This window comes from Gimesia sp. (genome assembly GCF_048260065.1).
Lineage (GTDB): Bacteria > Planctomycetota > Planctomycetia > Planctomycetales > Planctomycetaceae > Gimesia.
The window spans coordinates 70,958-97,398 of record NZ_JBLXHC010000006.1 but is presented as its reverse complement, the minus strand read 5'-3'; the positions used below and the strand labels follow the sequence as shown (position 1 = coordinate 97,398).

The 26,441-nt window shown below is 49.7% G+C and carries 5 protein-coding genes; 3 read left to right on the top strand and 2 right to left on the bottom strand.

Annotation, left to right across the window (positions count from 1 at the left end):
* Nucleotides 1–22: 22 nt before the first annotated feature.
* Nucleotides 23–982, bottom strand: coding sequence for a hypothetical protein (locus ACN0YN_RS13095; RefSeq protein WP_417385465.1), 960 nt, complete (start codon nt 980–982; stop codon nt 23–25).
* Nucleotides 983–1,502: 520 nt separating this feature from the next.
* Here ACN0YN_RS13095 and guaA point away from each other — a divergent pair.
* The gene (gene guaA / locus ACN0YN_RS13090; RefSeq protein WP_417385464.1) at nt 1,503–3,101 is read left to right on the top strand and encodes a glutamine-hydrolyzing GMP synthase; all 1,599 of its coding nucleotides are present in this window, start codon (nt 1,503–1,505) and stop codon (nt 3,099–3,101) included.
* Nucleotides 3,102–3,365: 264 nt separating this feature from the next.
* Entirely contained in the window at nt 3,366–6,431 is a 3,066-nt protein-coding gene (locus tag ACN0YN_RS13085) for a PVC-type heme-binding CxxCH protein (protein WP_417385463.1), read from the top strand.
* A gap of 83 nt (nt 6,432–6,514) precedes the next feature.
* On the opposite strand, the gene ACN0YN_RS13080 is transcribed toward ACN0YN_RS13085, so the two are convergent.
* A complete protein-coding gene (locus ACN0YN_RS13080) occupies nt 6,515–7,741 on the bottom strand; it encodes a hypothetical protein (RefSeq protein ID WP_417385462.1) in 1,227 nt (408 codons plus the stop codon).
* An 839-nt stretch (nt 7,742–8,580) separates the two neighbouring features.
* Here ACN0YN_RS13080 and ACN0YN_RS13075 point away from each other — a divergent pair.
* Entirely contained in the window at nt 8,581–26,367 is a 17,787-nt protein-coding gene (locus ACN0YN_RS13075; RefSeq protein ID WP_417385461.1) for a choice-of-anchor Q domain-containing protein, read from the top strand.
* Nucleotides 26,368–26,441 lie beyond the last annotated feature (74 nt).

The following is a 26,441-nucleotide window of genomic DNA, read 5'->3' as shown; positions in this document are numbered from 1 at the left end:
CGTTTGAAATCCACTGGACCGACTAGCGGCTGATGTAATACATCGCGGGGTCGTCGATGATCCACTCAGTGGACCAGGTCCGTCCGTTATCCTGATTGCAGACATTGAAGAATGCAGTGTGGAATGACTGGACCGGTGCTCCATATGGATAATGCGAAGCGAAGCGGTCAGCCTGGGTCAGAGGTCCCACACCAGGTTTGGCATAGTAGTGAGCCCGTCCATCGGGTGTGAAAGACATGCCGATCGTCCACCAGCCGGTCTGCTTGATTTCAGGGCCGATGAAATCCTGTCCGGAACTGTCTGCCCGGACCACGAATACGGCTGAATCTTCGCCGTTGGCACTGTCTGTTTTGCTGTTGAACTGAATGAACATGCCCAGGTAGATCGTCTCAATTTTGGTGGACGGGCTGCTGCGGAAGAACCGACGGCGTGAGCTGGAACCGGATTTCGTCGGCGCTTTGACAGCGGTACGAAAACCAAAAGAAGTACCGGTTTTGTCTTCCCATTCTTCGAAGGGGGGAAGATAGACGCGTGTGATAACACTGGGAGAGTAGGCGACGGAAACCATGGTACCCGACATGATCAGGTCATCCTGGTTCGAACCACTGCTGCCATGTCCGGGGACACCGGTATACAGTGATTTCATCAGCAGCGAGCTCTTACTGCCGGGCAGGCCACCCGCAGGGGTGGGGACGCGCTGGATTACATCGGGTTGTCCGCGTTTAGCGCTTTCGGTCCAGATGCCGTTTGAAGACTGTCCCAGGGGGTAACGGGTTTCTTTATCGACATTGGTACTGCTCTTGGGCAGGTTGGTAATGTATTCCCAGGATTCATCTTCGAAGTCATCCCAGGCGCCATCAATACGGGTCCCTGTACCAGGAACAACCTGTGCATTCACCTGGCCGCCGACGAACAGAATAGTGGTTCCTGCAAACAGAGCCAGACAGTGTCTGGAGAGAAGATGTTTCCATGAGAAAAACATGTGATTGGTTCCTGGGATCGAGATAAAAAAGAGAGGAAAAGCCCCGACTTCCTGACGCTTGGCTGATTCTGCCCTGAAATGGATGAAGGCACACCATTTCGGGCGAGTGGTACTTTTCCGCAGTTGTGCTATTACTGGAATTATCGGACGGATCGGTAGAAATGGTTCAAACGCTCATCACATATCATTATTGCTGTAAGTTGTTTTCTGGTCGCTGTTTTGAGATATAAAACATTGCTCATGCCGAAAAGAGAAAGAACGAAATTCGTGATCACTGAACTCATAGACTCCGTAGCTTTTGTATTTTGACTGAATAGCAAAGATTCCTGTTTTAGTTGGCTGAATTGAGCGTGCTGAATTGGATTTCAAAAATGGAATCGTTAAGATAGCGGTTTGCTTTTCACACCAGTTCTAATCTATGTAAAACAGGCTGAATTTTAATCGTAATCACCCCCTTGAGAGGATTTGGCGCAAGTGCCTCTCATGAAATTGACGATTGATTCTAAATTCCGAGAACGTAATGACTGATCCAAATGTCTCTGAGCAGGATGCTGTTCCCCAGAGTGTTATTGATACCAGGCAGGAAGAGTTAATCCTGGTGCTGGACTTTGGTTCCCAAACCGCTCAACTAATCACAAGACGTGTACGTGAACAGAACGTCTTCAGCCAACTGGCCCGTCCTGATCTGTCTGCAGAACGCATCCGCGAGTTGAATCCGAAGGGGATTATCCTTTCTGGAGGTCCTGCCAGTGTTTATGGTGAGGATTCTCCCCAGCCTGACCCGGAAATCTTTAATCTGGGGATTCCCATTCTGGGAATCTGTTATGGCATGCAACTGGTCTGTCTCTCTCAGGGGTGTGAAGTTGCTGGCGGAGAATTTCGTGAGTTTGGACGAACACCGAGCCAGGTTCTGGACCATTCCAATCTGTTTTCAGGGGTTCCCAGTAATTTCATTGCCTGGATGAGCCATGGAGATCAGGTTCAGAATTTGAGCGAACATTTTGAATCGCTGGCTTCGACCGAAACCTGTCAGTTTGCCGCTGTGAAACACCACAGCAAACCCTTTTTCGGTCTGCAGTTTCATCCCGAAGTAACGCATACCGAATTTGGTGGTCTGTTGCTCTCCAACTTCGTACAAAAAGTTTGTGGTTGCGAAGGGACCTGGAAAATTTCCAATCTGATTGAGCAGGAAATCGAAACCATTCGCGAACGTGTGGGTGACAAGCAGGTCATCTGCGGTTTATCGGGGGGCGTCGATTCCTCGGTCGTTGCCGCGCTGTTGTACCGTGCCATCGGTTCTCAATTATCCTGTATCTTTGTTGATAACGGTCTGTTACGCAAAGGGGAAGCGGACGAAGTCGAACACCGTTTCGGCGAACACTTCAAAACCGACCTGCATGTGGTTGACGCACGCGACCTGTTTTTATCTGAACTGGCAGGGGTCACTGATCCTCAGGAAAAACGGAAAATCATTGGCAGACTGTTTATCGAGGTCTTTCAGAAGGAAGCAGCCTCCATTGAGAATGCCAAATTTCTGGCTCAGGGGACATTGTATCCGGATGTGATCGAATCGGGGGCCAACCCGGATGGACCTGCGGCAACCATCAAGTCACACCATAACGTAGGTGGTTTACCTGAAAAGCTGGGTTTTGAATTGATCGAACCGCTACGCGAACTGTTTAAGGACGAAGTCCGGCAGATGGGCCATGAACTGGGACTGCCCGACGAACTGATTTACCGACATCCCTTCCCCGGTCCCGGCCTGGCGGTACGCTGCCTGGGTGAAGTGACCGAAGAACGTCTGAAAGTGCTGCGGGAAGCCGACCTGATCGTCATCGAAGAATTGCATAAGGCAAATCTGTATCGCAAAACAAAACAGGCATTTGCCGTCCTGCTGCCCATTCGTTCGGTGGGCGTGATGGGAGATGGTCGCACCTATGAGGATGTTGCCGCCATTCGCGCCGTCGAGACAGACGATTTCATGACCGCGAACTGGTCTCCGCTGCCTCACGAGGTTCTGGAACGAATGTCGACCCGGATTACCAATAACGTGCGAGGCATCAACCGGGTCGTCTATGACATCAGTTCCAAGCCGCCGAGCACGATTGAGTGGGAATAATTTCTCGTTCCCCACAGATTCCAGTAGCGCTGACGTAGAAGGCATGACTGCGCGCCGAGTTCTGCAATTCGACTGATCTGGACTTGATTTCCCTGTCAGTCAGGATATGGTAGAACGTATTCGTTAATGTTCTTTATAATTGTCGGATCGGCTGTCTGGGCGTGTCATGCTGCATTTTGCCCGGTGGGATTTCGAAATCTGCGGATTTTGAAGACGCAGCTGCCTCCCTCCTGAAATCATGTCTTTGCTGAAAGAGAAAGTCGAATGATGCGTTCGGTTTCCAAGAGACGTCTGTTCTGCCTGGCCACAGGCAGTTTATCGCTCCTGTTGCTGGTGAGCGCCGGTTATTTTTCACAGGCCACCGCCCAGAAACCACTTGAGAACGAAGGCGATCTTTCGCAACGACTCAAACGGATTCCAGCGACGCCTCCGAAAGAGACTCTGAACGGTTTCAAGCTGGAACACGGTTTCAAACTGGATCTGGTGGCAGCAGAGCCTGATGTGATGGATCCGGTGGATGCCTGTTTTGATGAAAACGGCCAGATGTTTGTGGCGGAGATGCGAGGCTACCCTTATCTGCCCGATCAGGTTCCCGATTACTTCGATCGTCCCGTCAGAAAAGAAGCGGGTGTGATTCGTCTGCTGAAAGATACGGATGGTGACGGGAAAATGGACAAGAGCTTTGTCTTTGCAGACAAGATTACCTGGCCGACTTCTGTCTGCTGTTACAACGGTGGCGTGTATGTCATCGCTCCGCCCAACATTTATTATTTCAAAGATACCGATGGCGACAATAAAGCGGACATCCGGAAGACCGTATTTACCGGTCTGAAGACAAACAACGTTCAGGGGCTCGCCAACAATATGAAGTGGAGCCTGGACAACCATATTTATTTTGCCGGGGGAACGAATGGCGGTTCCATTCTGAAAGATGGCAAAGAGGTCATTCCTGCAGGCCGCCGCGACCTGAAAATGAATCCGAAAACACAGGAACTGGAACCGGTTTCCGGGGGATCCCAGTTCGGGCATTCGATGGACGACTGGGGTAACCGCTTTGTCTGCAATAACAGCAACCACATTCAACACGTGGTTTACCCGAGTCATTATCTGAAACGGAATGCTTATCTGGCAGTGCCGGGCGTATTACGAACTGCCGCTCTGAAAGGGGCTGCTGCTCCCGTTTATCGTCAAAGTCCTCCAGAGCCTTATCGTGTCGTTCGTACCGCCCGTCGTGCTGCTGATCCCAATTTCCGCAAGCGTCTTTCACCAACCGAACTGGTGGCGACCGGCTTCTTCACATCGGCAACCGGGGTGACGATCTACCGGGGAGGCGCGTATCCCAAAGAATACCAGGGCAATGCCTTCATCGGCGATGTTGGCGGAAACCTGATTCACCGTAAGACGATGGGTTCAAAAGGAGCGACCTACGTCGCTGCACGGGCCGATGAGAATACCGAATTCGTGACTTCTCCGGACAACTGGTTCCGACCTGTGAACTTTGTGAATGCACCGGATGGAACGCTGTGGGTGCTGGATATGTACCGGGAAACGATCGAGCATCCCTTCTCGATTCCTGAGGATATCAAGCGTCATCTCGATCTGGAAAGCGGTCACGATCGTGGTCGGGTCTATCGACTGCTGGGCCCGAATAATAAGGTCTTTCCAGTGCAGAAACTGGGTAGTATGCCTGTGGAAGAACTGGTGCTGCAGATGGAATCTCCCAACAGCTGGAACCGGGAAACCGCACAGCGTCTGATCTGGGAACGTCAGGATCAAGCGGCGATTCCCCATCTGGTGAAACTGTTCAATCACTCTGACAAACCACTGGCGCGTCTACATGCTTTGTGGACACTGGACGGACTGAATGCTCTGGACGCTGAGCTGCTGCTGAAAGCACTGAAAGATCCAGAGCCGGGCATCCGGGAGCATGCGATCCACCTGTCCGAGAAACAGGCTCAGGGTAATTCGGAACTGGCGAAAGCAGTGCTGGCGCTGGTCGATGATCCCGAGTATCGGGTTCAGCTGCAGCTGGCCTTCTCGCTGGGAGAATTCGACAAACAGACCGCGATTACCGGGCTGACGAAACTGGTCAATTCTCCGGTTTACGATGGCGATATGCAGGTAGCGGTTCTCACCTCTTCTGCAGACATTGCCGGTCCTTTGGCTGTGAATTTTCTCAAAGCATCTTCGAGCAATCTTTCCGGCAGCAAACGCTCGCTGGTGACCGAACTGCTGCGAATCGCAGGAGCGAAACAGGAGACTGCTGATGCATTATCTGTGCTAGAATACATTTCCAATGATTCTATTCTACTGGCTCAGAAGCAACTGGTATTGAGTGCGCTGGGAGAAGGTCTGGGACGCCGTGGGGCTTCACTGGCAACTTTACTTAAAGACAAACAGCTGGACCCCGCCGTCAAAGAGCAATTTGAGAAAATGGTTTCCGTTGCAGTCACGGCTGCAGAAGATGAAGAGATGCCGATTGCTGAACGGGTGGCCGCAATTCGCCTGCTGGGATTTTTTGATTTCAGTGCCGGCGGTGAAGTATTAGCAGAAGTTCTGAATCCACGGTCCTCGCCCAAAATTCAGACAGCTGCTGTAGAAGCGTTATCACGGATGGATCATCCGGAAGTCAGTGGTGCGCTGTTAGAAAACTGGTCTGCATTCAGTCCTGCCGTACGTGCCGATGTCGTTGATGCACTGCTGGGGTCTTCCGCACGCATTGACAGTCTGTTAAAGGCGATCCAGGCTAAGCAGGTTAAGCTGAATGAGCTTTCACGCGACAAAAAGGATCTGTTGCTGAATCATCCAGACAAGGGGATTCGCCAGCGGGCACAGAAGGTCGTCGGCGGTGAAGTTAACAGCGACCGTGCCAAGATTGTTCGCAGTTATGAAACTGCTTTGGAACTCAAGGGGGATGCAGTCAATGGTAAGAAGGTTTACCTGAAGAATTGCGCTGCCTGCCACAAGGTGGGGGAGGAAGGACATAACGTCGGTCCGAATCTGGCAACCACCAAGAATAAGTCTGACAATGACCTGTTGATTGCGATTCTGGACCCCAGTCGTGAGGCACAGTCGAATTATAATGCTTATACGATTGTGACGGAGCAGGGGAAGTTGTACACAGGGATTATTGCTGCTGAAACTGCAACCAGCTACACCATTCGCAGAGCTGAAGGCAAGGAAGATATCATCCTGCGGAATAATATCGATACGCTGCTGTCCAATGGTGTTTCTCTGATGCCCAACGGCCTGGAGAAAGAGATCACTCCTCAACAGATGGCTGATCTGCTGGAGTTTATCAAAACTCTGGAAGCACCACCCGAAAAGTAATGTGCTGAATTCAAAAAATAACCCCGCCAGTGAATTGCTGGCGGGGTTATTTTATTGTTGATTCTTAAGAGTATCGAAGAGGTTTACCAGTCCATACCCAGTGAAATCGATCCACCGAGCAGGCTCAGGTTACCCGATGGGTTGGCAGCAGAACCGGCTCCACTCCACCACATTCCATCCCAGGCGGCTCGTACCCAGACCAGGGCTCCAGTCTGCAGGACAAAATCGGCCTGCATACCAACCTGGACTTCAGTGATGCTCATTGACTTCTTGGAAGTCGTCTGAGCTGTGGCAACGACAGGACCTGGAGACTGGTCTTCAGCTGCATACTTAGAATTTCCCCAGAGTGCGGCGTATTTTGCACTGGTGATAAACGACAGGCTGGAAGTTCCTTTTGACCGACGGTCGTATAATCCTAATGGACGGCGTGCTTCACCAAAGACAACGATACCATTTCCGTCGAAGCGGTGTCCTGCACTGGATGAAACATCTGCACCACTGGCAGTACCAACGGCACTGTACTGCTGGCTCACTGAAGCATGTCGATAACCACCACCAAATGTGGTCTGCCAGCGTTCAAAATTCAATTCCTGGCTCAAGTCGACATCAATCGTATAGAGCTTGATATTGCTGGATGTCTGGATGAAGTCACCTGCCTGACCACCTGCAGCGATACCACCGATCGCAGTTTGAGTGGGCAGACCATTGAAGAATATGAAGTTAGCTGGTGCGGTTGCACCGTTCGAAGAATTATCTTCAAACTGGAACCAGCGAACCTGGGCACTGAGTCCTTCGTTATCAATCAGCCCCAGGTTGATGCGGGGAGCAGTCTGATAATTGTAGGAAAAATCATTTGAAGTCGTGACTGTTGTCATTCCTGACTGATCTTCCGTAAAAAACGCGGTATCTGAATCGAAACCAGGTTTCACAAAGACGGCAGCCGCACCAGCGACGATTCCCAGTCGTTCATAGGTCGTGTCTTCAAGGTAAGGATCTTCGACCCAGTCACCCTGGGGGTATTCTTCGAAGGGACCGTAGTATTCACCCCCGCCTCCGTAATATTCGGTAGAGGCATACTGCCCGCCTTCCGGCATGGCGATGGGAGATAAATCGGAGGTTCTCGGAGAGGACGGCGCAAAAGAGACGGCGTCGACAGCTGGCTCATCATAGTCTGAAATATTTGAAATCCTGAAGACCCCTTCAGACTCATTTGATGGTTCGACTGGGAAATCTGACTGTGAATAAAGTATCTGCGTCGAAAAACAGCAGATTCCCGCAATCATCAAGCCAACGAATCCGTTCGTTCTCATAGCTTAATCTCTCCATTTCGGTCTCTGCAGAATCTGACAGATTCGGCCAACCGAAAGATGCTAATTAAAAACTAACCTCTCCGACAAAGCACAATTTGTGATCTCAGAGCATTTTTGTTCGTAAGTACAGCAGCAACCGGGGCTGTGTAGACAACCCGCTGTCATAATTGATCGGCTCAGTTCTGCCATGAAGACCATTAAAAACGGTATATCTTGCAAAAACAGTCCGATTTTTCGGAATAATTGAAGCGGTTGTATAGTGGTAATTATGCTGAAAATCACTCAAATTTCAGAGATGCTCAAAAAGTGAAATGTTATAAGTGTCTGAAAACAAACAGGATAAGATTTTTAAAAAATCTTGGAAATGCGGCAGGGACGAAGTGAATCCTCGTTAGTTTTTAGTTTGCCATTCGTCACTTAGGTGAGAATTTCGAGTTGTGAGGGGAGCGTGTCAGCATTTCAGGTGGCCTGGATCCTGGCTAACCATTTTGTGTGATTGTAACCCTACATACGCTGGCATGATTGTTATAAGTGGAATACACCAGTTATAATTTACCTATTTTGTGCAAATTTCTTTGACATCGGTTCAGACTAGTTTTTAGCATCAAAGGCTGGAATTCTGTAAACAGTCAGGTCTTACGCGATTGTGGAGAGTGTTCGAATGTTCCATTTCGGGTGAACTGCTGGCAGAATTCAATGAACTGAATCAGAAAATTGACAACTAACAATAAAACAAAATGGCATTTAAGTTTGTTCTGAATTGAGAGAAGTGGGATGTGATTTCCTGCTCGAATTTCAGTAAAATGTCATGGCAAATTAGAGTTTATGGGAGACAGCAGATGTTACTGACATCTTGGGTTGAGTCGATGCGAGTTGCGTTCGAAAAAAGCCGGAAGGCAACTTTAAATCCTCGTCGCAGACTTCAGCTTCGAAGTGTTCCTTCCTCCGCCCGCCAGAAGGTGCAACGCCGCATTGCGATCGAGCAACTCGAAGATCGAACTCTTCTGACGTCGCTGATCATCAATCAACTCACCGCAGGCATGGGAGTGACGATTGATAACTCCGTACTGGACCCTGATGCCGACGGTTTTTCCGAATATGACTCGATCATCTTCGAGAATCTGACTATCGATACGACAACGGGATATGGTGTTTCGATCGATCTGGATGGTCTTCAATTCCAGAATGCTGCTCATACGCAGGATGTTCCCTTTTCAATTCTATTCGACAATGTTTCAATCAATGCTGCCTCCGGTAACGGCATCAATATTGAACTGTCGAATCTGCTGGTGGATACGATTGCGATTGACAGTTCCACGATCACTGGTGGCGTAGGAAATGCCTTCAATGTGGATCTGACCAACGTGACTCTGAATGAATTCAATATCATTGATTCATCATTGACGGGTCAGGCGGGGGCAGGTGTCACCGTTGCGATGAGTGCAGCCACAATTGAGGAGACATCCCTCCGACGTTCTATCATTGATGGTGTTTCGATCGATGTTGCCGATGGATCAGTTCTGCGGCACACGACCCTGGCTGACAATACCATTTCCGGTTCTTCAGGCAGTGACGGTGTCAGTGTCAATATCGTGGACTCGATTGCAGAAGAACTGCGCCTGACCAACAACAACAGCATCCAGGGAGTGAGCATCAGCGTGGATGACACTGCCGCCGGTGATGCTGCATTGCTGACAGAGTTGTTCATTCATTCAAATAACATCACCGGTAATACAGCCGGCGCTGGTATCAGCCTCGATCTGAATAATGTCGATCAGTTTGTTTCGATTACCGGAAACTCCATTACGGGTAACAGCGGTGACGGAATTGTCTTCGATCAGACCGATGGCGATCTGAGTGGTCAAATTTCAGGCAACAACATTGCCAACAACACCGGGCACGGTATCAATTTCACACCTTCCACAACTAATCAAACGCCAACGGGGGGAGCTCCCGGTGTGCCGGCTTATGCAGGTATTCCCGGGCCGACCGACACGATTGACTTCGCTGCTCCCAGAAATGAAGTCCAGCTGATTACGTTTGCAGGCGTACCTACGGGAGGGACCTTTACGATCACCTATACCGGAGGAAATGGGGTTCCCCAGACGACGGCAGGTATTCTGGCAACCGCGACTGCATCTCAGGTCAAAGCTGCCATGGTTGCTGCTTTCGACGACATCGGTGTCGGCGATGTTGTGGTGAATGGTAATTTCCAGGATGGCTATGAAATTGAATTCGTGAATGCCGCTGGCGGCCTGAACGTGAATCCGCTGACCGTTGATGTCAGCGGTTTCAACAGCACACCTGCCAGTGTCATTGTGTTTCAGGATACGAGTGCGAATGTCGATGAGACCCAGCACATCGATATCATTGGGACTCCTGCCTTTGGATCATATCAGTTGAATTTCCTGGGCGAGAGCGTCGGGCCGATCCCCTACACCATGCTGACTGCTGCCGTTCTTCAGAATGAACTCAACATAATTGCGAATAATTATGACGATGGAACAGGGACTTTCCCTTACTCTGGTAGCCCAATCCAGGTCTCAGGGGATGTTACTAGTGGATTTGATATTTTTTTCCTGGATTCAGGGACGATGCATGATCTGGATGTGCCCCTGGTCCAACTGGATATTACCGGTCTCAACCTGTTTGTTGTTGCAACGATCGGTGCACAGGGAGCGAATCCGAATAAACCAGCCCCTCAGACGATCACCTTCCAGGATGCTGACGGTAATGTTGTGACACCGTCAGGGGGATCATTCCAGCTTACATTCCAGACAGAGACCACCGGGAATATCGTTATCGATCCCGATCCGAGTGTCACAGCAGCGAATATCGATGCTGCTCTGCAGGCGCTGTTCTCAGCCACTACCAAGACCGGTCTCGAAGGCGATTTTATCGTCTCGGGTGATTTTACAAATGGCTTTGTAATCGAATTCAATGAAATTCAGCACTTGTCAATGCTTGGTTCATTCGATCCGACCTTTGGTAGTTTTCAACTGACATTTCTGGGTTCGGCAGTCACGTTTGGTTATGACATTTCGATTCCCAGCGCATTCGGCGCCCAGCAGATTCAAAACGCACTGAACACGATCGCAAATAACTCGGGACTGGGTTATACCGGTTCCCCCGTCAGTGTCACGGTAAGCGGCAATGGTTACGATATTATCTTCCTGGATTCCGGGTCGATGGCAAATGCCGATGTGCCGCAGATTACGGTCGATGCTTCCCGGATGCGGTTTGATGTGGATGTAGCCAATCTGACTCAGGGTAATCCGAATACAACTACGAATGAACGACAGACTCTGAACTTCGCCGATTTTCAGAGTAACTTCCCGTTTACCTTCGCGGTGAATGGTGTTGATATTACAAATCCACCCATCGGTACCGCTTTTACCTTAACTTTCCAGGGTGAAACAACTCAGGGCATCGTCATCGATACAGATCCTGCTGTGACCGCAGCAAACATTGATGCCGCTCTGGAAGGATTGTCTATCGCTACCAGTGGTGATGATTTCGATGTGACCGGGGATTATGCCAACGGATTTATCATTGAGTTTCGGGGAGACTTTGCCGCCTCGAACGTACCGTTGCTTGTCGCTGACGTCTTTCCACTCGATGTCGTTGGAACGACCCTGGTGGGTAACTTTAATATTGCTACCGTCAATCCCATAGTTGGTGACCCGACAAATCTTGAGCCTAACGTTTCCATCTCTTATGGGCCTAATGTCGATGGTGTGGAATATAATGAAATCCAGACGATTTTAATTCCGAATGCACCCGGTGGTGGAACATTTTCACTGTTTGTGAACACTCTTCCCTCGGAGCAGGTGGTTCTGGATTTCGATGCTACGGCTGCTGAAGTTCAAGCTGCTCTGGAGTCTCTGTCCAGCATTGGGGTCGGGAATGTTCTGGTGACCGGGTCGGCTCAGACCGGAGGTTTCAATGTTGAGTTTATCGGCGCATTTCGCGCTACTGCACCTGGCTTCGTGCTCGACATAAACGATTCCAATATCCTGATTGTTGTCCCCACGGTCACAACAATTGCTGAAGGAACTACGATCAATGAAGTTCAGGAAATCAGTGTCAACGGCACTCCGTCAGCTGGTTCTTTCAGCCTGACATTTGATGGTCAGACCACCGGACCAATTAACTATAACGCCGATGCAGCCGCGATTTATACTGCCTTGATCGCTTTGTCGAATCTGAATGCGGGCGATGTCCTGGTTCGAGGCGATGCATTAACCGGTTTTGAAATTGAGTTCACGGGTAATCTGGCAACGGTCAATACCCCTCAGGTGGTTGTTGATAATTCCCTGCTGACGGGAGCCCTGCTGACAGTCAAAACAACGACAGTCGGCGGGTATCTACGCGGAATCAGCGGCAACACGATTACCGGAAATAACGGCGCTGGTATCGAAATTGATCTGGAAATGTACACCTCGTTCTACGGCGATATTTCCAGCAATACGATCAGCTCGAATAATGCTGTTGGTATCAATCTGGTCGCCGCTGACCCCACATCTCTGTGGAGCGTCGATTTCAGCTTGAACGTCGACGGTAACACCATGGATGACAACACGGGGGCCGGCATCGCTGTTGCCATGCAGGATACTGCGACGGGTGATATCAGCATCACCGGAAATACGATTACCAGTTCCAACAACGATAATAATGCGTCAACGCCCTATGCCGGGGATGCCATTTACGTCGACCTGTATGGAACCGATGTCAGCTTTGAAGCATTCAACCAGCTGCGTGACCTGACCATTGATGGCAACTACCTGGGTACTGATGCCAGTGGAACAGCAGGGCAGGGGAATGCCGGTCATGGAGTGGGGATTCACATCGAAGAATCAACCATCATTGACCGGACTCAGATTTCCAACAACGTAATTGCCAATAACACTGCCGACGGGATTAGCTTCCACCGTGAAGATGACGCCCGTGTCGGTCGTGCGATTGTTGATCCCATTGTGGGTGAAGAACGTGCTGTCATGATCTACAGCAATACCATTACAGGTAACAGTAATGGTATTGAAATTCTGGCACAGAACGGAAACCTGACCACAACTGACTTCGAAATTAAAGACAACGTGATATCAACAAATAATCTTGACGGTGTCAGCCTGCATGCCGAAGCGGATGCGACAATCTTTGCTGATATTATCAACAACCAGATCCTCTCTAACAATCGGAACGGTATCGAAGCGACAACACGTACAACCAGTTACTTCGGTACTGACCGGCGTGATATTGCCGGTACCTGGATTCAGAACGACATCAGTCTGAACGGCTATCATGGTGTGAGGGTTTCAGGTCGAATTGGTAACCGCAACATGCTGTTTATCGGTCTGGATGGTGTTGATCCCGTGACCGGCCTGGATCGGGGGAACCTGATTGAAGGCAATGCTCGTGATGGTATTCAGATCGCCGCTAACCTGGACCGTGTTCAGGGGAATGTGAAAATTGCAAACAATTCGATTCTCTCCAACTCTACCGGCGGGATTGAACTGCTTGGGGAAAGTCTGACATCTTCACTCGATAACAACCTGATCGCATTCAATACCGGCAAAGGAGTTGATATCAACTCCAATGGCCAGACGATTTTCATGCGTAATAATATCATCACGGAAAACACGCTGGATGGTCTGGAGATTCTGGCCGCTAACGGTATTACACATAGTGAAGCCAACTACGCTACAACATCGGTCGGCATCGGCGGCAGTAACCGCACCAGCCTGACGGCGATTGGAAACTTTATTGACAACAACGGCGGCCGGGGGGTCGACCTGCAGACAGAAGGCCAGGCAGATTCGGATGTCATCTTTGGTGACGGAACCGAAGCGGGAGCGAACCGGATTGTTTCGAACGCCCTGGAAGGTTTCTATGTCGTCACGACTGCTTCCACAGGACAGGATCAGGATGCCAACAGTACCGCTGCCCTGGATGCGACGGGAAGCGTGGAGAATTCGCATGCTGACATGGTCCTGCAGATTAATACCAACTATATCCAGGATAACGGGGTTAACAGCGGGTTTTCTGCCAATGGTCTGATTTTGCGTATCGGTAGTATGGCGGGAGAGCATTCTCAATATTTCAGCCATGCCCCTGGAACCGATGCCGGTACCGGAGCGGAAGGCAGCGATGAGTTCACGGGGACCAGCGATGGTCGCTCAAACGTCTCGGTTGTCAATAACCAGTTCGAAGGTAACTATGGTGAAGATGTCTTTATTGAATCCTTCACTTCAACCGTGGATCCGAATACAACACAGGATATCTGGACGTCTCCCACAGCGAATCCTCCTTTCCGGGTTTTATCTTCCTATGAAGGGGATCCGCTGGCACGCTTGAATCTGGTATTTCAAGGGAACACCGGGAACGGTCTGAATGTGACCAATGTCGGTGCTTTCTACGATAACTCGGAACCCGATTTCAAATCGCGTCTGAATAATAAGGTCGCGCCGAACCCTGATGGTCCCTTTACTTCTGCTACCCGCCGACGTAATGCTCAACGTGTCGCTTCTCGAACAAATCTGGCGCCTTTCTCGGGGGGGCCGAACGATGCTCCTACCGCTGTTGGAACTGTAGCCAACGCATTTCTGTCTTCGCCTGGTGGACCGATTCAGGTTACCACCACTGGTGCACACGGACTCTTTTCAGGGGCCATTGTCGAAATTACAGGCGTACGATCGGATGAGCTCGGCTTTTCGCTGTTCAGTTCGGCGTCTGAATTGTTGAGTCCTGTCAACGGGGTCTTTTATGTTGATGTAATCGATGCTTTCAATTTCACGTTGAGAAGTACTGATGGGGCGATTTTAGGCAATGTGAGACAAGACTTCGGAACCTGGTCTTTTAACGATAATAATGCGTTCCTGTATCCCGGTATGGGGGGCAGTACATTCCGGATTGCGCAGGGATTTGACGGAGTGGGGAATGGGTTCCAGCAGGGAGATTCGTTCTTAACTCAAATTAATCGTGCGGGAGCAATTACGGGTGAACTCAGCTTCGGCTGGGATACCTGGGTTCCTGATGATGATACCTTCCTGACTCCTTATACCAGTACATTCCTGACCGCTGATATTTCGGTGCTTGCAAATGATCCGTCCGATGATACCAGTATCGGTGATTTCATAATTTCGTTTACAGAAGATGTGGCGGGAGTCGATATTACCGACTTTTCGTTGTTCCATGATAATGTCGATATCAGCAGTCTGTTAACTTCTGGAATGCTCACGCAGATCGATCTGCGGACTTTCAGGCTTAATATCGATTCGATTCTGGGGACTGAAGGAGACGGGGATTTCGAGTTACGTCTGAATGCGAATGGAACTATCTCCGATTCGAAATACGTCCATCCGATATCACCCATCGTTGGGAGTACCCCTGCGAACTATCTGCTGTTTGGTGACGTTGAACGATTCACCATTGATACTACAGATCCGACAGTCACGATTGACAATGTGTCTCCCGATCCTCGCAGTGCCGCAGTGGGAGAACTGGTTGTTAACTTCTCCGAGGATGTAACAGGTGTTGACCTGGGTGATTTCACCCTGGTTGGTCCCAATGGTTCTGTCAATCTCGCTGCAACTCCTGCGACTCTGACACAGGTGACCGGCAGCCAGTTTGTCCTCGATCTCAGTAAAGTAACGAGCCTGTCAGGAACGTATACCCTGACGATCAATACCACTGTATCGTCATCAATCATCGATTCCGCCGGTAACGCGCTGACTGCTGCAGGCAGTACCGCCAGCGAAACCTGGGTCAATGATACACTCGCTCCCATTGGTACTTTTCAGGCTGTGGCTGATGGGACGGTAACGTCAGTCGATTTCGATTTCGATTTCCTGGAAACTGTTACGGGTGTCGATGCTTCAGATTTTGAACTTTACAGAAATGGTTCACTTGTCTCCGGGGGAGTTTTGAGTGTTACCGGAGCTGGAGGGAGCTATACCGTCAATCTGGATGGGTCTCTCACCAGCCAGACTGGCGTTTATACGCTCGTCTTCCTGTCAGAAGCATCTGGTGTTACGGACGCATCAGGCAATGCCGCTGCCAGTTCATCCGATGCGAAGTGGAACAACGGTACAGACTTTACGGCTCCCACCGCCGGGATTGAAGATGTATCGCCAGACGGTACCTCATTGGATCTTGATGACATCCTGAATGATGTAATTGAAATCAAGGTAGCGATCAACTTCTCTGAGCCTGTTTCGGGAGTCAATGACAATGATGGAGTCAAATACACAAATTTCGTGTTGAATTACGATGATGGTACTACCAATCAGGACTTTGATGTACTCGTCGGTACTCTGACTGATGGAAATGGTCAAGTCATTGGTGTTACTCCGCTTTCCTCTTACCTCCTTGACTTAAGCTCATTGATCAAACAATACAATTTAAGTGACAATATAGGAGATGGTCTATACACACTGAAGCTTATTGGTGGTAATGGGACAATTACCGATGCTGCAGGAAATATTTTCAACACAGGAGCGACAGACACCTTCCGGATTGGTGAGCCTGTGCTGCAGGCTTCGATTCAGGGTATTCCGCCTGGGGTTGATACCAATCCGCCTGTGGTTCATACCAACGTGGGGAATGTATCGATCAGCTTTGATGATGGAATCACCTCTGTTTTTACGGATGGTGTGACACTCGATGATTTCCGGTTGACACTCAATGGGCAGGCCCTCGATCTGGCGGCTGCTGGCGTCACTCTTACGCCTGTCGGTACTGCCTCAACGTTTAACCTTGATTTATCGATGATCACTCAGGTGGCTGGTTCTTATGAACTGACACTGGTTGCTGCAGGTTCAGGAATCACAGGCGGCGGTAATGCACTGCTGACCGATGAATCCGTATCCTGGATTAATAGTTCCACCATTGATTTGACTGGTATTGATCCCGCCAATGTTGACCGTGTTGATGATCTTGCCGGTGATGGTATTGTCGGTGACGGCAGTGACGCCACAGTTACTTTGCGTGCGGCCATTCAGGAAGCGAATGCCCTGGCTGGTTCAAATACAATCGTACTGGGTGCTGGTACTTACCTGCTGGGAATTGATGGCATCGACGAAGATCAGTCTGCGACCGGTGACCTGGATATTCGTGACAACCTGACAATTCGCGGTCAAGGGGTCGGTGTCACCATTATCGATGGTGGTGCCCTGGATCGTATCTTCCAGATCTTTGCCGGAATCACTTTGAATCTGGAAAATCTGACAATCACCAATGGTTTCCTGACGGGGAGCGATGATGGCGCCGGTATCCGCAACAGTGGTACCACCACATTAACGAATGTGGAAGTCACAGATAACCACGCAGAAGACAGTGCCGGTGGTATTAACAACAGCGGCTTGATCGTGATCGTTGACAGTACGATTTCCAATAACACCGCTGGTGGAAGTGGTGGTGGCTTGCGAAATACGGGTACGATGCAGATTTCACGCAGCACGATCAGTGGAAACACTTCAGCCCGTGATGGTGGGGCGCTCTTCAATGCCGGAGCCGGAACTGCAACTGTTTCGAACTCGACCTTCTCGGGTAACTCCTCTGATCGAAGTGGTGGAGCGATCCGCAATACTGCGACCCTGACTGCGACCAACAACACGATGACTCTGAACGATGCCGGAACAACCGGTGGTGGTATCTCCAACAGTGGAGCTGCCACCATTCAGAATAACCTGGTGCTTGCAAATACTGCGACCACAAACCCTGAACTGGATGGTACCTTCAGCAGTCTCGAAGGGAACCTGATTGGACTGGTGGGTTCTGCAACCGGCTTTGGATTTGGCGATATCATCGATGTCGCAGATCCTGCACCTGTTCTGGATCTGAATCTGACAGACAACGGTGGTCCCACTCTGACGCACGCTTTGTTGCTGGGCAGTATCGCCATTGATGCGGGTATTAACGCCAACACAGATGCCCTGGAGCAACGGGGGTCAAGCCGTATTCTGGGGTCAAACGTTGATATCGGGGCTGTCGAATTTGGTACTTTCTTCGTCAACAGTACTCTGGATACTGTTGATGCCAATCCCGGTGATGGTATTGCCGCCGATGAAGATGGAAATCTCACTCTGCGTGCTGCCATCATGGAAGCCAATGCCCTGGCTGGTGATTCTGTCATTATCCTCGGGGCAGGAACTTATGACCTGACTTTATTCGGGTCAGGTGAAAACTTATCTGAGACAGGCGACCTGGATATCACTGACACTACAGGCAGCCTGACGATTCTCGGTGCCGGTATTGGTCAGACCATTATCACCGCCGCCGGACTGGTTGATGAAAATGACCGTGTCTTCGATATCCGTTCCGGTGCCGATCTCACACTGCAGGGCGTAACGATTACCGGTGGTAAAGTAATTGGCGACAGCGGTGGTGGTATCCGCAACGTGGGTACTCTGACACTTATCAATTCACTGGTTGACGGCAATGCCGCTGAAGTTGATGTAGATAATATTTCCGCTGAAGTTAACGGTGGTGGTATTCTGAACGGCCAACTTGGTCTGCAGGGGACTTTGATTCTGAATAACAGCGATGTCACTAATAACAGTGCCGTCGATGGTGGTGGTATCTTTAATAACGATCAATCTCAACTGACGATTGTCGATTCTGAAATCTCAGGCAATACTGCTTCCAGTGATGGTGGTGGTATCTTTAACGACCTGCAGGCGAGCATCGATATTCTGCGTAGTTCAATCTCCAGCAATATCTCCACAGAAGATGGTGGCGGTATCTACAACAATGATCTGTCAAGCCTGACGATCACTGACAGCAAAGTAAATAAAAACTCAGCTGACCAGGGTGGTGGTATCTTCAACGAAGAAGCTGCTTCTCTGACGCTCACCCGCACGACCGTCTCTGGTAATACTGCAACCCAGGATGGTGGTGGTATCTATAATGATGAAGGCGTGGTCGCATTGAGTGCCGTCTCCATTCTGACGAACACTGCTGCTGGTGACGGCGGTGGTCTGTATAACGCATCCGCAGGTCAGATCAACATTACGAATGGTATGTTTGATGATAACACTGCTAACCGCGACGGGGGGGCAATTGCCAACTTCGGGATCAGCCTGTCGCTCAACGGGACAATTATCCGTGACAGTATCGCCGTAAGAAACGGTGGTGGCTTGTATAACGACCAGGAAGAAGGAACAGTCAGCCTCCTGAATACCTCATTCCTGAACAACGTGGCTGCTTCCGGTGGTGCCATCAATAACCAGGAACTGGGAATCATTACTCTGGATCTGTCTGATCTGTTAAATAATACCGCCAGTGCAAATGGTGGTGCTATCTTTAACACTGCAGACGGTACGGTTACCGTACAGCGGACTACTCTTGATGGTAACTCTGCATTAAACGGAGCCGGTATTTACAATGACGACGCGGCACAGTTGAACCTGATTAACAGCACTGTTTCCAATAACACTGCAACCAACGACGGCGGTGGCTTGTTCAACAACTCTCTGGTGCTGGCTATCCTCGAGAATGCAACGATTTCCGGGAACAATGCTTCCGATGGTGCCGGGATTTATAATACGAATGAAGGCGCGATGGAAATTACCAACGCGACCGTCTTCAATAATGCTGCAACATCCGGTGGTGGTATCGTTAATGAAACCGATGGATTTGTCAGTGTGGTAAATACCATTATCGCTGGTAATTCAGCCACAGTGGCAAGCTCAGACCTCCTGGGGGTATTCAGTTCTAATGGAAATAACCTGATCGGGGATCAGGCTGGTTCAACGGGCTTCACTGATGGTGTTAAAAAAGACCAGGTGAATGTCAGCGCGGGTCTGGGGGCATTGCAGGATAATGGTGGTGCGACCTTCACTCATGAACTGCTGGGGGGAAGTCTGGCCCGTGATGCTGGAAACAATTTCTACGCTCCGATAGAAGATCAGCGTGGTTTTGCCCGTCTGTTCGATGGTGATGGAAATGGATCTTTGATTGTTGATATCGGGGCATTTGAATCTGGCTACATAGTTACCAGTTTTGAAGACTCGGTCGATGTCAATCCTGGTGATGGAGTCAGTGTCGACGCTAAGGGACGCAGCACGCTGCGTGCAGCAATTATCGAAGCCAACACCCGTACTGGTGCCGACACCATTCTGCTGGGAACCGGTACTTATACACTGTCACTGTTCGGTCTGAGTGAAGACGGTGCTCTGACAGGCGATCTTGATATTACAGATGACTTAACCATTATCGGTGCCGGATCTGATAAAACCTTTATCGATGCCGACACCCTGGATCGTATCTTCCATATCTTTACCAACGTCAATGTTTCGATTCGCGGCGTGACGCTGGTGAATGGAAATGTCACACGTGTGGAAGACGGTGGTGCGATTCTGAACTTTGGTAACCTGACATTGGAAGATGTGACGATTGAGAGCAGTCTTGCCAACCGTGGTGGTGCCCTGTTCAATAACGGGACCGTCACCATGATGGACAGCTACTTCCACAACAATACTGCGATTGCTGACGGGGGAGCTATCTTCAACAGCGATTATGGTACCCTGTCTATCGATACGAGTACCATTTACGCCAACGATGCGGAAAATGGTGGGGGTATCTACAACTCCACAGGGGGAACCCTGGCTGTCAACAACACGACAGTCGACGGCAACACAGCAACGGTTGCCGGCGGTGGTATCTTCATCTCGGATCAAGCGGCTGTCGGGAATGGTGAAGGGGGTGAGGGAGCGAATATACCAGCCCTCGTACCAGTATTAATGTACCAGCCTGGAGATGCGGGAACAGACCCTGTATATTACTACGATTATCAAGTCTCTAATTCCGATTATGAATTACACACTAGTCCCAATTACAATAACGTTGGCTCAGAAGCTGCTGGTTTGAGCGAAGCGCCCCCGTTTCCAGTCGGCGACACATTTAACCTGAGTTCGCTGCCCGGGTCTAATTTCACGATTTATCTCGATTTCGATGGCCACACGACAACGGGCACACAGTGGAACAGCGATTTCGGTCAGGTTTCGATTGTTACCCCTGCTTATGATACCGATGGCAACGTCGGGGCATTCAGCCTTGCCGAACTCGAAGATATACAACGAGCCTGGCTACGGGTTGCTGAGGACTTTGCTCCGTTTAATATCAATGTGACCACCGCGGAGCCACCAGTCAGCGATCTGATCAGGTCCGGTGCCTCAGATACGCGCTGGGGTGTGCGTGTCGTCTGTGGTGTGGACACCTTTGATCTCACTGGTACCGGGGGCCTTGCATACCTGACATCGTTCAACGCCGGCACCGACACACCAGCCTTCGTATTTAACGCAGGTCTGATTGGTGTTGCCGAGACGATCAGCCACGAAGTAGGACACACACTGGGATTAAGCCATGATGGTACGTCAATTGATGAATACTACCTTGGTCATGGCGGCGGTGCAACGGGCTGGGCTCCGATCATGGGGGCTGGTTTTTACGAGAACGTGGTCCAGTGGAGTTCAGGTGAATATACCGACGCTGACAACCAGGAAGACGATCTGAGTATCATCACAACCCAGAACGGTTTCAGTTATCGGGCCGATGACCACGGCAGCAATATTGGTACTGCTTCAACTATCTCCGACGGTGTGGCATCCGGAATTATCGAGCGAAACACGGATCTGGACTTCTTCCAGTTCACAACCACTGGTGGCGATGTCATCATCGATCCGTTCTTTGAGAGCCCCAACCTCGACATTCTTGCCACATTGTACGACTCCAGTGGTACTGTGATTCAGACAAGTAATCCCATTGGTGCTCTCAATGCATCTTTCATCGGACTGACATCAGGCACCTACTATGTCTCCATCGAAGGGACTGGTGAAGGAGATGTGTTAGGAACCGGTTACTCAGATTACGGAAGCCTGGGGCAGTATACCATTCTGGTCACAGGCGTGCCTCCTACGGTGGACGTCGTCGGTAACGTGACGATTTCCAACAGTACGATTTCGAATAACGTCGCCGGCACCCGTGGCGGTGGATTATTGAATCAGGACACCGTCGATATCTCGAACGTCACCTTCTCCGGTAACGAAGCTGGCAAGCAGGGGGGGGCGATTCATAACACCGGCGACATGACGATTAACAATACTACGATCTATAATAACTTCACTGAAGGCACAGGCGGCGGTATTTATTCCGTTGCTGATACTGCCAGTGTCAGTGTCAAGAATACAATCGTGGCCGGCAATAATGCTCTGGTCAGCGGATATGACCTCGCAGGTACATTCACCTCGCAGGGATATAACCTGATTGGTTCCGGCGGTACAGCGACCGGGTTCATTGACGGGTTTAACGGCGATATCGTTGGTACGAATTCTCAACGTGTCGATCCCGCCCTCGGTATTCTCCAGGACAATGGTGGTCCAACTCAGACGCATGCATTACTCACAGGTAGCCGTGCGATTGATGCCGGTGACAATACCGACGGCGTTTCTATCGATCAGCGTGGTGCCACACGGCCCACCGATACGACCAGCGACATTGGTGCCTTTGAAATTGTCACTCCGACCATCACCATTGATGATGTGAGCCAGATCGAAACAGATACTGGAACCGTATTTAAATTTATCGTTTCTTTATCGAATGCGAATGTTGATGAGGTAACTGTTGACTTTGAGACTTCCAACATTACCGCGACAGCTGGGGTCGATTATCAATTTACGACTGGCACTGTAACTTTCGCAGCAGGGGAAACCACTCAAGTCATTGAGGTAGTGGTCAGTGGTGATGCCTTACCTGAAGATCACGAAAAGTTTGCCGTCAACCTGTATAATGCACAGGGAGCCGTGCTTGGAACAGCCCATGGTATTGGCACAATTCTGAATGACGAAGCAAACCTGATCATCAGCAATGCTCCCCCTGTAATGGAAGGTCCAGCTGGTGTTAATACTAATATGAATTTCACGGTTGAGTTATCCCACCCCGTGACAGATATTGTAACCGTCGATTTCGAAACACTCGCTAAACTCGTAAGTGGTGGGACTGCAGATGAAGGAATTGACTTTGTTAGCTTGTCAGGACATCAAATTACATTTGATCCAGCTGATTATGCAGAAGGTGAAGCATTCAAGCAGATCGTATCGGTGCAGATTATTGGTGATTCTGACATTGAACCTGATGAAAACCTGTTCGTGGAATTATCAAATGTAAACTCCACTATCAGCACCATATTTACATCAGGACTGCAGGCAGAAGGTACTATTGTGAATGACGATGATGCCTTCTTATCAATCGGCGATGCGACAATGGTGGAACCTGAAGATGGTTCAGGTCCAGCCAAGATGAGGTTTACACTCACTCTGTCACATCTGGCAACATCGACTCTGGATGTTGATATTATTACTACACAGTCACCTTCGATTCCTCAAACTGCTCCAGGCCTGGATCCAGCGACTGCAGGTTTAGACTATGATGACAGTGGGTCTCCATTCCGCGCTACTTTTAATGCAGGCGATGATACTGCATACTTCGAAGTCGATATTTATGGCGATTCTCTCGATGAAGATACTGAGTTCTTCTATGTAGAAATCACAGGAACAGCTGGGTTCTCTATTGAAATCGGCAAAAAAATAGCAATTGGTCGAATTATTGATGATGGTGAAGGACTGGTCGTGACTACGACCGATGATGAATTGGATTCCGTTTTCGATCCATCGGATCTTTCACTGCGAGAAGCAATCGATTTCATCAATAATGACAGCACTGGAAATTATCATACAATCGTTTTGCCAACCGGTGTCTATGATTTGACTCGTGCTGGAATCAACGAAGATAATAATGTCCTGGGTGACTTTGATATTAAGAAAAATATGACGATTGTAGGTGATGGTTCCGGATTAACCGTCATTGATGCACAAGACCTCGATCGTATTTTCCATACTGTAAGCGGTGCTTCACTGAATCTCTCGGATATGACGCTGATTAACGGTGATGCCGATTATGGTGGAGCCATCTATGCGGAGGGAGATTTAAGCCTGAATCGTGTCATCTTCCAGGATAATGATGCTGACTTCCTGGGTGGTGCCATCGTCAGTGCCGGGCAACTCGATATTAGCGATGCCCTCTTCCTGAATAACCACGCCGGTTTCCAGGGGGGAGCCATTTATCAGTACTCGAGTACAGCAAGTGTTGGTCGTACTACCTTCTCTGGGAACACCTCGGATGGGCGAGCCGGAGCCGTCTATGTTGCCACTGGTGCCAGCTTTGATGTATCACAGTCTCTGTTCTATAACAATCAATCGGGAAGTCGTGGTGGTGCCATCTTCAACGAAGGCACTGTCACATCGACCAACGTTACTTTCTCTGCAAACGATGCCGGATCTCGTGGTGGTGCGATCTTCAATACGAGTAAATTAACCCTGTTAAATAACACTCTGACTCTGAATACGGCAGATCAGACTGGCGGTGGTATTTCAAATGATTCCGCTGCCAATCCGAATGCCACTGCGAAGTTGACCAACACCATCGTTGCGGGAAATACCGGCTTCCTCGGAAATAATGATCTGGGTGGTGCCTATGACGTGACCAGCTCTTATAATCTGATCGGGGATATCGGAGCAGCAACCGGATTCGATGATGTGGCCAATGGAAATATTTATGGTACTCCGGCGGTACCCATTGATCCGAAACTGGGTATCCTGCTGGATAATGGTGGTCCTACCAAAACTCATTCACTGCTGTTTGGCAGCCCGGCAATTGATGGTGCCAGTGGATCCGCCCCTGCAGTTGATCAGATCGGTAATCCTCGGCCCGTCGATGGCAACATGGATTTAAATGCTGTTGCAGATATTGGTGCTGTTGAACTGCAGGCTCCTCCTTCAGCTCCTCTGTTTGGAACCGGTGGTGATTCTACTGCTGCTGATGAAAATACCAATATCCAGATTTCGGTTGTCAAACAGAAAACTACTGTTTCCAGTAATGGTCACACTGCAGCATTGCCTGGCAACGAAGACTGGCTTCAGGAATGGGATACCTTCTGGGTGGAAGTCTGGGTTGATACCGCCAGTGGGTTCGGCATCAGTGATGTCCTGACCGACATTGCCTATAACACAGCCTACTTCACTGCCACTTCTGTTGAATTTGGTTCCAACTTTGCCTTCAACAGGACTGCATTGATTGATGATGCAGCGGGAGTTGTCCGTAATCTGGGTGGTAGCACTCTGTCTGCGAACGTCGGTGGAACTGGTTATGCCCTGCTGGCCCGAATTAAATTCGAGTCACTCGCAGGTGATGGGGTTGACGTCGATACAACAAACCTGACGGTTGAGCCACTTCAACTGGGGCTTGATATTCAGAATGCACAGATTGAAATCTCCGGAATTGGTGATGTGACTGTCAACGTGGGAGCACTTCCCGAAACCGATCTCTATCCGGTGATCTATGACATCAACGATAGTGGCGTGATCGATTACCGTGACCTCATTTTCCTGACTTCTGTCTATGGTCAGAATGTAATCAACGGATCTTCACCCTATGTGTCTGCTCTGGACTTCGATAAGAGCGGCAAAATTGATTATCGCGACCTGATTGCTCTGGCAAGTAACTACGGCAAGAAGAGAGGTGGCAATACTCAAGTTAACTTCCCGTCGAACTTCGGTCAGAAATGGGTTGGAAATCAGCTGGAAGTCGCCAGTGGTGATGACAGCATTGGTCAGGTGATTGAAGCCGCCGTCGATACCTGGGAGACAGCTCTGGGTGTGGATGATCTCAATGTGCAGGTTATCGTGCACGACTTTGGTACTGCTCAACTGGGGTCAGGTCAGACTACGGAATACAATGTCGATGGTATTCCAGTCGGAGGTCGTGTTGTGATTGATGATGATGCCAATGGTTTAGGCTGGCACGTGGATGTGAATGATCTGCCTTCAGGCAGTGCCTATGACCTGTATACGGTATTGTTACACGAAATTGGACACGTACTTGGATTTACCCGTTACTACAGTGGTTTCGGCAGTCTGGTCGAAGATACTGGTAGCGATCTGGTATTTGTCGGTTCTGACTTTACTGTTCAGCTGGATTCAACAGGTCTGCACATCGATGATCCTGCATACGCGGGTGATCTGATGAACGACACGCTTGATCCGGGCGTTCGAAAATCGATTTCCGAACTCGATGTCAAGATGCTGCTGGAATCTTATGCCAGTGCCAACTCTGGTTCTGGAAGTACAGGTGGTGGAGCGGCTCCAGTCATAGGTACCAATTATGTACCTGCTCAAGATCTTGCTGAACCGGTACTGATCCAGAGTCAGGAAGCTGCTCAGACCTTTGTCGAACAGTCTTCAATGAGTCTGGCTGCTCCGGCAGTCATCAAATCGACTGAAGAAGAAGATGCGAATGCTGGAATTCAGCAGACTGTCACTTTCGATGTCTTCCAGCCGACTGTCCTTTCAGATCTGCAGGCTGCTGACGAATCAGGACTGGATATCAGTCTGTTTGAAGACCTGTATTCCTCTTCTGAATTTGAAGACGTTCTGATGGATTCTGATACCGATGACCGTGAACTGGTCTTAGCCCATGCAGAAAATGATCTGGACTGGAATCTGGCTGACGACTTTAGTCTCGAGCAGGAATCCATGGACGATGCGTTTACTAACTGGGAAGGACCACTGCTTTAAGGTCTGTTTCCAATCGTGCTGAATGGAATTAGAATTGACCCTCTGTAGATGAGAATCATTTACAGAGGGTCTTT

Bases quoted from the DNA above. Each gene is read 5' to 3' on its own strand.
- guaA (WP_417385464.1), top strand. From the start codon at position 1,503: ATGACTGATCCAAATGTCTCTGAGCAGGATGCTGTTCCCCAGAGTGTT.
- ACN0YN_RS13075 (WP_417385461.1), top strand. From the start codon at position 8,581: ATGTTACTGACATCTTGGGTTGAGTCGATGCGAGTTGCGTTCGAAAAA.
- ACN0YN_RS13080 (WP_417385462.1), bottom strand. From the start codon at position 7,741: ATGAGAACGAACGGATTCGTTGGCTTGATGATTGCGGGAATCTGCTGT.
- ACN0YN_RS13095 (WP_417385465.1), bottom strand. From the start codon at position 982: ATGTTTTTCTCATGGAAACATCTTCTCTCCAGACACTGTCTGGCTCTG.
- ACN0YN_RS13085 (WP_417385463.1), top strand. From the start codon at position 3,366: ATGATGCGTTCGGTTTCCAAGAGACGTCTGTTCTGCCTGGCCACAGGC.